Source organism: Geodermatophilus maliterrae, assembly GCF_041018925.1.
Lineage (GTDB): Bacteria > Actinomycetota > Actinomycetes > Mycobacteriales > Geodermatophilaceae > Geodermatophilus > Geodermatophilus maliterrae.
Map to the genome: position 1 here is coordinate 1 of NZ_JBFNXQ010000144.1, position 10235 is coordinate 10235.

Annotated in this window: 10 protein-coding genes; 2 read left to right on the forward strand and 8 right to left on the reverse strand. The window is 76.5% G+C overall.

The window, feature by feature from the left end; all coding sequences use genetic code 11:
* The 5 genes from ABQ292_RS24900 to ABQ292_RS24920 form a co-directional block, all read right to left on the reverse strand.
* Positions 1-204: hypothetical protein (locus tag ABQ292_RS24900; RefSeq protein WP_438940633.1), on the reverse strand; the 204-nt coding region annotated here is incomplete at its 3' end.
* 129 nt (positions 205-333) lie between these two features.
* On the reverse strand, positions 334-1845 hold the full coding sequence (locus tag ABQ292_RS24905; protein ID WP_369210397.1) for a DUF222 domain-containing protein: 1512 nt from the start codon (positions 1843-1845) through the stop codon (positions 334-336).
* Between the two features lie 143 nt (positions 1846-1988).
* Complete coding sequence (locus ABQ292_RS24910; RefSeq protein ID WP_369210398.1) at positions 1989-3218, reverse strand: MFS transporter; 1230 nt, start codon at positions 3216-3218, stop codon at positions 1989-1991.
* A gap of 49 nt (positions 3219-3267) precedes the next feature.
* Positions 3268-4773 carry a precorrin-2 C(20)-methyltransferase gene (locus ABQ292_RS24915; RefSeq protein ID WP_369210399.1) on the reverse strand — a complete coding sequence of 502 codons (1506 nt, stop codon included), beginning with the start codon at positions 4771-4773 and terminating at the stop codon, positions 3268-3270.
* A complete protein-coding gene (locus ABQ292_RS24920) occupies positions 4770-5396 on the reverse strand; it encodes a precorrin-8X methylmutase (protein ID WP_369210400.1) in 627 nt (208 codons plus the stop codon). The genes ABQ292_RS24915 and ABQ292_RS24920 overlap by 4 nt, the downstream gene beginning before the upstream one ends.
* Before the next feature lie 64 nt (positions 5397-5460).
* Between ABQ292_RS24920 and ABQ292_RS24925 the strand changes: the two genes are divergently transcribed.
* Positions 5461-6639, forward strand: coding sequence for a glucose-1-phosphate adenylyltransferase family protein (locus tag ABQ292_RS24925; RefSeq protein WP_369210401.1), 1179 nt, complete (start codon positions 5461-5463; stop codon positions 6637-6639).
* Between the two features lie 45 nt (positions 6640-6684).
* Here ABQ292_RS24925 and cobG read toward each other — a convergent pair whose 3' ends face one another.
* From cobG to ABQ292_RS24940, 3 genes are read right to left on the reverse strand one after another with little or no spacing between them, the layout of a single operon-like run.
* On the reverse strand, positions 6685-7857 hold the full coding sequence (cobG, locus tag ABQ292_RS24930; protein WP_369210402.1) for a precorrin-3B synthase: 1173 nt from the start codon (positions 7855-7857) through the stop codon (positions 6685-6687).
* Between the two features lie 13 nt (positions 7858-7870).
* Positions 7871-8833, reverse strand: a complete 963-nt coding sequence (locus tag ABQ292_RS24935; RefSeq protein ID WP_369210403.1) for a pyridoxal-phosphate dependent enzyme — start codon at positions 8831-8833, stop codon at positions 7871-7873.
* A gap of 27 nt (positions 8834-8860) precedes the next feature.
* Positions 8861-9490 (reverse strand): DUF4383 domain-containing protein, encoded by a 630-nt coding sequence (locus ABQ292_RS24940; RefSeq protein WP_369210404.1) that lies wholly within the window; start codon positions 9488-9490, stop codon positions 8861-8863.
* 305 nt (positions 9491-9795) lie between these two features.
* On the opposite strand from ABQ292_RS24940, the gene ABQ292_RS24945 reads away from it, so the two are divergent.
* Entirely contained in the window at positions 9796-10125 is a 330-nt protein-coding gene (locus tag ABQ292_RS24945) for a tetratricopeptide repeat protein (protein WP_369210405.1), read from the forward strand.
* The last annotated feature ends 110 nt before the right edge of the window (positions 10126-10235 follow it).

Genomic DNA, 10235 nt, shown 5'->3' on the forward strand with positions numbered 1-10235 from the left:
GCGCGCCGTCGGCCGCAGCGTCCGGCCGGTGCGGTTGCCCGAGGCGCGTGCGGTGGGGGTGTCGACGAACGGCGGGTGGACGGCGCAGACGGCGACCTCCGAGCGGACGGTGAGCTCGTGCCGCAGGGCCTCGGTCAGCCCGGCGACCCAGTCGAGCCGCCGGTGACCACGACGACCGGTCCGCCGTCCAGGGGCTCCTGTCACCCGCGCGGTCCCGGCTCAGGCGGCGAGCGGGTCCCGAGGGGTGCGGCCGGGGCGGCCGGCGACGGGCCCGCACGGTCGACGACGGAGCGATCGCCGCTGCTCGTCCCGTGTGCTCGACGGGATCCGTCGTCAGAAGGGCGGTGCCTCGTCGTCCGGCGGTGCCGTCGGTGGCGGTCCCGCGGACGCGGTCGGTGGATCCGGCGGGTCGGGTGCTGCCGGTGGTGGCCGCATGCCGGGTGGTCGGGTGGTGCGGGTGATCCCGGAGGGTGTGGTCACGTGCAGCACGCCGTCGACGGTCATGGCGAACCGCCAGCCGGGGGCGAAGGTCTTGAGCCGGTGGTGGGAGCGGCACAGGCAGCACAGGTCGGCGCAGTCGGTGGCCCCGCCGCGGGCGTGCGGGAGGACGTGGTCGGCGTCGGCCCACCCCACGCGCTGGCCGCAGGTGGGGAAGCGGCAGGTGCGGTCGCGGGTGTGCACGAAGGTCTGCTGCGCGGCGGAGGGTTCGTAGGAGTCGGTCTCCTCCGGGCGGTCGAGCGCCGCGCAGCCGCAGTCGGTGTCGTGGTGGTCAGGACAGCCGTGGCGGGCGATCCGGCGCAGCTGCTCCAGCGTGGAGGTCGCTCGCAGGGCGCCGTCGTCATCGGTCAGCGCGAGCGTGACCGATCCGCCGGCGGGGGTGCGCAGGCCCAGGGCGTCGAGCTCGCGCAGCAGGTCGCGCAGCTGGCCGATGGTGATCGGCAGGCCGTTCACCTCGGCCGCCTCGCCGCTGCGCCCGACCAGGGCGCCGAGGGTGGCGATCAGCTGCAGGTGCGCGGTCACCGGCGGGCGGCCGTCGTCCCAGGGGCGTTGGATCAGGTCGGCGAGCACCGCGGCGCGGATCTGTCCGATGGGCCGCTCGTCACCGTCGGTCTTCAGCACGACCGCCAGCCGGTCGACCAGGTCGAAGCACGCGGCCGCGACCGGGGCGGGCAGGTCGGTGGCCAAGGTGCTCATGCCCTCACGGGGGGAGGGGTAGACCCGCACGTCGGCCCGCCGCTCGGCCTCCCTGCGCCGGGCGTCGGCCGCGTCGGCATCGACCGCCAGGAGCGCGGCGACGGCACGCTTCCTGAGCGTGTGCGTGGTGAGCGCGGCGGCCTCGGCGAGTAGCTGGGCCTCCACGGTGCGGGCGACGGCCGGGTCGGTGTACTCGAGCACGTCGACGAGCACCTTCGCCCGCGCCTCGTCCAGCGCGCCGGCGGCCAGCGCCGCCCAGGTCCCGGGCAGCGACTCTCGGTAGGTCCACGCCCGCTGGGCTAGCAGCGACGCCGACCGACGGCCGCAGTTGAGCACCACCGCCAGCTCGGCGGTGAAGAACTCACTGACCCCGGGCAGTTCGGGATCCGGCGCCCACGATCCCCGCCGCGCACCGGGCGTACCCGGCGCCGGGTCGAGGTCGTCCGGGGTGTCATCGGCCAGCCCGAGGACCAGCTCGGCCTCGTAGGCGGCGGTCATCGCCTTGAGCGCGGCGACCCGCTGCAGCTCGGCGGCCTTCTGCTCTCGGGACAGCAGCCCAACCGGCAGGCGCGGCAGCTCCGCCGGCTGGGCGAGGAGCAGGTCGAGCAGACCGCCCGCAAACGGCGGCTGGTCCTCCTCGATCTCCTGCACGACGCCAACGTACGGCCGGGGTACGACAGTTTCCGCAGGTCAGCGGGCTACGGAGTCAGGTCTCGGCACAGGACCTGGGCCACGCAACCCGGGAGCAGATGACCAGCGCGGCACGTCACTTCGTCCGGGGCGACGGACCGCGCTCAGGCCGCCAGCGACTCCGCCGGCTCCGCAGCGGGCGCGGGCGCAGGGGTGCGGCGGCCGGAGAGCCGCAACCCGACCGCGGCGCCGACGGCCAGCACGATGACGACGGCGCCGTAGACCTCGGCGACCAGCTCGAGCCCCACGCTGCCCGAGGCGACGCCGGCCGCGATGGCCGGGATGCTGAAGCCGAGGTAGCCGACGACGAAGAGGCTCGACAGCAGCCCCGCGCGGCGGCCGGGCGCGACGCCGGCGGTGACGGTGGCGACCGCGCCGAGGAAGGCGGCGCCGAACCCGAGGCCGGAGATCCCGGCGGAGACGAAGAACAGCCAGGCCGTGCCGGTGACGAGCGAGACCAGCAGCGCCCCGATCGCGACGGCGAAGACCACGCAGCCACCGGCCATGGCGCGGCGCGGCGCCAGGTCGCGGGCCAGCAGGCCGCCGACGGCCCCGGCGCCCTGCATGCAGAGGATGAGCAGGCTGCCGACCAGGTGGTCGGTGATGCCGAAGACGCCGGCGGTCAGCGACGGGCCGAGCGAGAGCACCAGCCCGCCCATCGCCCACAGCGCCACCAGGCAGGGGACCGCGACGAGGAACGCCCGCCGCTGCGGCCGGGGCACCTCGACCTGCGGGCGCAGCGAGGCCAGCGCGCCGGGCAGCCGCGGCGAGGACTCCGGCAGCACGAACGCGGTGGCGGCGCCGAGCACGAAGACCACGGTGAGCACGCCGAACACCCACGGCGTCGGCTCGGCGATGCCCTCGATGGCCAGTCCCGCGCCGACCGCGCCGAGGGAGAGGCCCAGGCCCGGGGAGACGCTGTTGACCAGCGGGCCGAGCGGCCGCTCGCCGCGCTGCAGGTCCAGCAGCGCCGCGCCGAGCGTCCCGGTGAGCGCGCCGGTGGACAGGCCCTGCAGCACGCGGGCGGCCAGCAGCCAGCCCACGCCGTCGGCGGCGAGGAAGACCACCATGGCGACCGCCTGCAGCAGCAGCCCGCCGGCCAGCACCGGCCGCCGGCCGACGTGGTCGGACAGGCCGCCCACCACCAGGAGCGCCGCGAGCAGGGCGAAGGCGTAGATGCCGAAGACCAGCGTCAGGACGCCCGGACCGAAGCCGAACTGCTCCTGGTAGACGCGGTAGAGCGGCGACGGGACGCCGGAGGCGGCCAGCACCAGCACGAGCAGCACCGCGACGGTCCAGAACGCCGCCGGCCGCGGGAGTCGGGTGGTCGGCACGGGTCAGGACAAGCCGGCCCAGGAGCTGGTTGTTCCCGGCAACGGTGTGTCATGCCGGATAGCGGCGTGGCGTGTACACCTGCCCGGACGGTGTCACCCGCGTCTGCGACGAGCCGACGAGCACCAGGCAGCGCATGTCCACCGTCTCCGGGTCCAGCTCGCCGAGCGTCGTCACCGTGACCCGCTCCTGCGGCCCCCCGACGTCGCGGCCGACGACGACGACCGTGTCCGGCTTGCGGACCTCGAGCAGCGCGGTCAGCGCCTCGCCCAGCTGGTGCGGACGGGCCTTGGACCGCGGGTTGTAGAGGGCGATGACCAGGTCGGCCGCGGCGGCGTGCCGCAGCCGGTCGAGGACGACGCCGAGCGGCTTGAGCACGTCGGAGAGGCTCAGGACGGCGAAGTCGTGACCCAGCGGCGCGCCGACCCGGGAGGCGACGGCCTGCGCCGCCGTGAGCCCGGGCAGCACCCGGACGGGGACGCCGGCGTGCTCGGGCCGGGCCGCCACCTCCAGCACCGCGGCGGCCATCGCGAACACCCCGGGGTCGCCGCTGGAGACCACGGCGACCCGCCGTCCGGACCGGGCCAGCTCGAGGGCGTGCGCGGCCCGCTCGGCCTCCACCCGGTTGTCGCTGGGGTGGCGGGTCTGCCGCGGGTTGGCCGGCACCCGGTCGAGGTAGGGGCCGTAGCCGACCAGGTCGTCGGCGCAGGCGACGGCGTCGGCGGCCTCGGGCGTCGTCCACCCCCGGGAGCCGGGGCCCAGGCCGACGACGACGACCTCGCCGGGCGCGCACCCGCCGGCCGCGGCCGGGGCCGCCTCGTCGGGCTGCCCGGGCCCGGTGAGCGGGCTGGGCAGGAGCGCGAGGGAGAAGTAGGGGACCGTCTCCGGGTCGACGTCGGCCAGGGGCAGCGTGCGCTGCCGGTCGGTGGTGGCCCGCTCGACGTAGAGCGCGCGGTCGACCACGCCGGCCGCCTCGAACGCCTCGCGCACCTGCGGGAAGGTCCGACCGAGCTTCACGACCGCGGCGGAGTCCGTGGTGGCCAGCCACTCGGCGAGCTCGTCGGCCGGCAGCGTGCCGGGCAGCACGGTGAGCACCTCGTCGCGCTCGACCAGCGGCCGCCCCACCACCGCCGCGGCCCCGCTGACGCTGGTCACGCCGGGCACGACCTCGGTGGGGTAGCGGTGCGCGAGCCGCTTGTGCATGTGCATGTAGGACCCGTAGAAGAACGGGTCCCCCTCGGCCAGGACGACGACGTCGCGGCCGGCGTCGAGGTGGGCGGCCAGCCGCGCGGCGGCGGCCTCGTAGAACTCGTCGATAGCGCCCTGGTAGCCGCCGGGGTGGTCGGTGGTCTCGGTGGTGACCGGGTAGACCAGGAGCTCCTCGACCTGGCCCGCGCGCAGGTACGGCTCGGCCAGCGCGCGGGCGACCGAGCGGCCGTGGCGGGCGGCGTGGAAGGCGACGACGTCGGCGGCGCCGATGAGCCGGGCGGCCTTGACGGTGACCAGCTCCGGGTCGCCGGGACCGAGCCCGACGCCGTAGAGGTGTCCGGTGCTCACTCGACGTCGCTCGCGATCGCGTTGACCGCGCCGGCGGTGATGGCGCTGCCGCCGCGGCGGCCGCGGACGACCAGGAAGTCGAGGTCGGAGGCGGCCAGGGCCTCCTTGGACTCGGCGGCGCCGATGAAGCCGACCGGGATGCCGAGGACGGCGGCCGGGCGCGGCGCCCCCGCGGCCACCATCTCCAGCAGGTGGAACAGCGCGGTGGGGGCGTTGCCGATGGCGACGACGGCGCCGTCGAGGCGGTCGCGCCACAGCTCCAGGGCCGCGGCGGTGCGGGTGGTGGCGAGGTCGGCGGCCAGCGCCGGGACCCGCGGGTCGTTCAGCGTGCAGACGACGTCGTTGTCCTTCGGCAGCCGGCGGCGCGTGACGCCCGAGGCGACCATCTGGGCGTCGCACAGCACGGGGGCGCCGGCGTCGAGGGCCTCGCGGGCACGGCGGACGGCGTCGGGGCTGTACGCGACGTCGTCGACCAGGTCCACCTGGCCGCAGGCGTGGATCATGCGGACGACCACCCGGGCGACGTCGTCGGGCAGGCCGGTGAGATCCGCCTCGGCGCGGATCGTGGCGAACGACTGCCGGTAGATCTCGGCGCCGTCCCTCTCGTACTGGTACCCGGGCATCGGCAGCGAGGCTACGTCCCGTTCCTGGCCGGGTAGCCGGACGGGCAGGCGGGTAGCCGGGGGCATGGCCCTTCCCCGCGTACTCGTCCTCGTGCTGGCCGGTGGCGCCGGTGGGCGGCTCGAGCTGCTCACCGAGCAGCGCGCCAAGCCCGCCGTCCCGTTCGCCGGTGTCTACCGGCTCGTCGACTTCCCGTTGAGCAACTGCGAGCACTCGGAGATCGCCGACGTGTGGGTGTCGATCCAGCAGCACCCGACCTCCCTGGCCGACCACCTGGCCAACGGGCGGCCGTGGGACCTCGACCGCACCACCGGCGGGCTGATGACGCTGCCGCCGTTCCAGGGCACCGAGCGCGGCGGGTGGAACACCGGCACCGCCAACTCGCTGTGGCGGCAGGCCGACCTGATCCGTCAGTACGGGGCCGACGCGCTCGTCGTCGTCAGCTCCGACGCCGTCTACAAGCTGGACTACCGGGAGGTCGCCGAGGCGCACCTGGAGTCGGGCGCGGAGGTGACCATGGTGACCACGGAGGTGGCCGCCGACGACGCCTCGCGCTACGGGATCGTCGAGGTCGACGGCGACCGGGTGACCGGCTACGCCTACAAGCCCGACGAGCCGGCGACGACGACCGCCACCAACGAGGTGTTCGTCTTCAGCCCCGGCCCGACGCTGGACCGGCTCGAGCAGCTGCAGTCGGAGGTGGGCGAGGACGACCTGGAGGACCTCGGCACCCACCTGCTGCCGGCGCAGACCCGCGACGGCCTGGCGCGGGCTTACCCGCTGAAGGGCTACTGGCGCGACGTGGGCACGGTGCCGTCGTACTGGGAGGCGCACCGCGACTTCCTCTCCGCCGAGCCGCCGATCGACCTCGACGAGCCCGCGTGGCCGGTGCACACCCGCGGCGGCCGGCACAGCGCGGCGCGGGTGCTCGACGACGGCCAGATCGAGAACAGCCTGCTCTCCGGCGGCACCCGCATCTCCGGCAACGTCCGCGGCTCGGTGCTGTCACCCGGCGTGGTGGTGGAGGTCGGCGCGACCGTCCTCGACTCGGTGCTGCTGCCCGGTGTGCGCGTCCGGTCGGGCGCGACGGTGACCCGCGCGGTGGTCGACGACGGCGTCGACGTGGGCCGTGGCTGCTCGGTCGGCGGCGACGGCGACATCGCGCTGGTCGGCCGCCGGGCGCAGCTCGCCGAGGGCACCGAGATCCCCGCCGGCGGCCGGTTCCCCGAACCCGAGCGCGACTGACGCCCTCCGGGGTGCCTTTATAGCGCTGAAGGCACCCCTCCGGGGTCAGCTGACGCGGTAGCCCGCAGGGGAGGCGACGACGTCGACGACGTCCCCGCGCGGGCGGCCGCAGCGGCGCTCGCAGCCGGCCCAGTGCTGGCGGGTGCCGTCGGCCGGCAGCGTGCCCGTGGCGGCCGCCGCGGCCGCGTCGGCCCGGACGTCGGCCAGCGACTTCGCGCACCCGGGCCGGCCGGCGCACGCGGTCACCCGCAGCCAGGGGCTGTCCGCGTCGAAGACCACGCCGGTCCGGTGCAGGTCGACGGCCGCGTCGTCCACGCGGTGCTCGTCGAGGTCGGGCACGACGACGCTGCGCCACGGGGTCAGCTGGACCTCGTCGGCGAGGCCGGCCAGGAGGTCGGCCTGGGCGGCGCCGAGCCGGCCCAGCGGGACGACGCCGACCAGCGCCGTCCGCCCGTCCGCCTGCACGTCGGCGCCGACGGGACCGGTCACGGGGGTCGGGGGGAGCGGGACGGGCGTCGCGCGGGGGCCGGGCACGCGGGCCGCCACCCGTGCGGGCCCGTCGGTCAGCTCGGCCAGCCGCCAGGCGGTGCCGCCCTGCGCGGTCCGCTCGGCGAGGAAGGCGAGGGTGGCCGCCAGCGCGAGGCCGACGGCGTCGGAGGGCGCGGCGCGCACCCCGCTGTCCACGCCGGCCAGGGTCAGGGCCACGGCGTCGGGGCCGAGGGCGAACAGGCCGACGTCGCCACCGAGGCCGGTGACGTCGCCCCGGCCGTCGTCGAGCGTGGCGAGGAAGCGGCCGGGCAGTCCGGCGAGTGCCGGGTCGGCGCACAGGCCGGCGTCGAACGCGGTCACCCACGGCCGGACGTCGAGGTGCCCGCCGGCCCGGCCGGTCAGCGCGCTGGCCAGCACGTTGCGCACCCGCTCGTGGCTCTCGCTCGGGAGCAGCCCGGCCGCGGCCAGCCGGCGGCCCAGCTCGGGCGCCGCCTCCGGCGCGAGCCCGCGCAGCTGGAGGTTGCCCCGGCTGGTGAGCTCGAGCGCGCCGTCGCCCAGGTCGCGGGCGGCGGCGGCCAGCACGCGCAGCTGACCGGAGGTGAGCAGCCCGCCCGGCACCCGCACCCGGGCCAGTTCGCCGTCGGCCGCGGTGTGCGTCTGCAGCGCGCCGGGGCAGGCGTCGACCCGGACGCGGGGGACGGCGGGGGAGGACACGGCGGGGGAGGTCATGGCGTCCGTGAGGCTACGTCGGGTCGGCCAGCACCCTGGCCGCCAGTGCGGCCGCGACGGAGTGCCCGAACAGCCCCGGCAGGCCGCCGGTGTGCACGAAGACGGTGCGCTCCCCGGGCCGGATCGAGCCGTCGGTCACCGCCGCGGCCAGCCCGGCCAGCGCCTTGGCCGTGTAGACCGGGTCGAGCAGCAGGCCCTCGGTGCGCGCAGCCGTCCGCATCGCCGCCGCGGCCGCCGCGGTCAGCACCCCGTACCCGGTGCCGACCTGGTCGTGGCGGAGGCGGACCGGCGCACCCGAGACGCCGAGGGCGGCCACCAGTCCGGCCACCCGCTCGGCCGGGTCGGGCACCGCGCCGGTGTCGACGCCCAGCACGCGGTCACCCCCGAGTCCGGCCACCAGGCCGGCCATCGTGCCCCCCGACCCCACGGCCACCACCACGTGCGCGGCGTCCGGTGCCTGCGCGCGCAGCTCGGCGGCGCAGGTCAGGTAGCCGCGGGCACCGGTCGGCGACGACCCGCCCAGCGGCAGCACGGCCGGGACCTCGCCGTCGTCCCGCAGCCGCCCTGCGACCTCCTCGACCCGGCGCTCCAGTGCCGCGCCGTCGACGTCACCGACGGCCACGACCCGCGCGCCGAGCAGACCATCGAGCGCGAGGTTGCCCGGGCGCTCCGCAGACGGCGTGCCGGCCAGGACCAGGACGGCGCCCAGTCCCAGCCGGGCGGCCGCGGCGGCGGTCATCCGGGCGTGGTTGCTCTGTGCGCCGCCGCTGGTGACCAGCACGGTGGCTCCACCGGCGACCGCCTCGGCGACCAGGTGCTCGAGCTTGCGCACCTTGTTGCCGCCGCCCAGGTCGGTCAGGTCGTCCCGCTTCACCCACAGGTCGCCGGGGTGCAGACCGAGGGCGCTGGCCAGCCGTGGCGCCGGGTCGAGCGGCGTCGGCCAGGCCGACAGGCGGAGCAGCGGGGCGACCGTCACGCGGCGATCGTCCCGCCCCTCCCCGCGTCAGGCGTCCCGGCGGGCCCGGTCGAACGACGTCCACACCTCGCGGCGCTCCTTGCGGCTGGTCACCTGGGCCATCGCGGCCACCCGGCGGCGCTGGTCGAACGACGCGATGTGCTGCACGACGGCGACCTCGGCGTCCCGCATCTCCCGCTCGACGGCGAACTCGGCCGGCGTCGACGGGAACTCGTCGGCCGCCAGGAGCGGCGCGTCGTCGCCGGTCTCCCGCGCGTACGGGCTGTCGGCGGGCAGGTTGCCGCTGACCCGTCCGTAGGCGCCGAGCATCAGCAGGACCAGCCCGGCGACGACGGAGAAGGCGACGTTGCTCAGGCCGAAGGCCAGGAAGTTGAAGTCGGTGTTGAGCACCGCCAGGTTGGCCAGCGCCGAGACCAGGAACAGCACGCCGATGACGATCATGACCGTCGAGGCGATCCGCGGCCCGCGCAGCGCGGCGGCCACCAGGACGGCGGCGGTGACCAGGGAGATCGTCGACAGCAGGCCGTTGGACGACAGCCCGAGGACGCGCTCCCCGTCCGTGGAGAAGAAGTCCAGGCCGTTGAGCAGGCCGAGGACGCCGAAGACGGCGATGACGCCGGCGACGACGAAGGCGCCGATGCGCTGGACGGCGAACACCCGGCCACCGGACCCGGGCGTCCGCGGGGTCGGGATCTGGGGGGCCGGAGTCGGGGGGGCGGGGGTCTGCGGGGCAGGCGTCGTGCTCGCGGACGGGGCGGTCGCCGGTGCGCGGTCCGCCGTCCGGCGGCGGTGCAGGGACAGGGCCATGGCGGTGCTCCCTCGGGGGCTCGGTGCTGCTGGTACCGGTTGTTCCCAATCTGATGGCGTCTGGATGCACCTGGTTGCGGACTTCCTCGTGCCACATGCGGCCGGGCGTGTCGTGATCTCGGGAAGACGGTCACGGGCGGCGCCGTTGAGCGGGCATGACCCAGCCGTTCGAGACCGACCTGCACTCGGAGTACCTGCGCGCCGACCTGTTCTTCTCGATGGGGCAGCCCGCCGAGGCCGCGCGCCTGCTGGAGCCGCTGGTCGAGGCCGAGCCCGTCAACGAGGCGGCGCTGGAGCTGCTGGCCCGCAGCTACTACGGGTCGGCCCAGCTGCGCCGGGCCGAGGAGGCCCTGCTCCGGCTGGTCGAGCTGGCCCCGGCCAACGGGTGGGCGCGCCGCGCGCTGGCCCGCACGCTGGAGCGGCAGAGCCGGGCGGCGGAGGCCACGGTCCACCACCGCATGGCCGACGCCCTCGGCGCGGAGTGACCGCCTTCGGCGCGGAGTGACCGCCTTCGGCGCGGAGTGACCGCGGGACGTGGGGGGGGCCGGCCCCCCGCCCGCCCCGCCCCCCCCCCCCCCCCCCCCGGGCCCCCCCC

Excerpts from the sequence above, each read along its gene's own strand:
- ABQ292_RS24920 (WP_369210400.1), bottom strand. The coding sequence starts at position 5,396 with ATGCCCGGGTACCAGTACGAGAGGGACGGCGCCGAGATCTACCGGCAG.
- ABQ292_RS24925 (WP_369210401.1), top strand. The coding sequence starts at position 5,461 with ATGGCCCTTCCCCGCGTACTCGTCCTCGTGCTGGCCGGTGGCGCCGGT.
- cobG (WP_369210402.1), bottom strand. The coding sequence starts at position 7,857 with ATGACCTCCCCCGCCGTGTCCTCCCCCGCCGTCCCCCGCGTCCGGGTC.
- ABQ292_RS24945 (WP_369210405.1), top strand. The coding sequence starts at position 9,796 with ATGACCCAGCCGTTCGAGACCGACCTGCACTCGGAGTACCTGCGCGCC.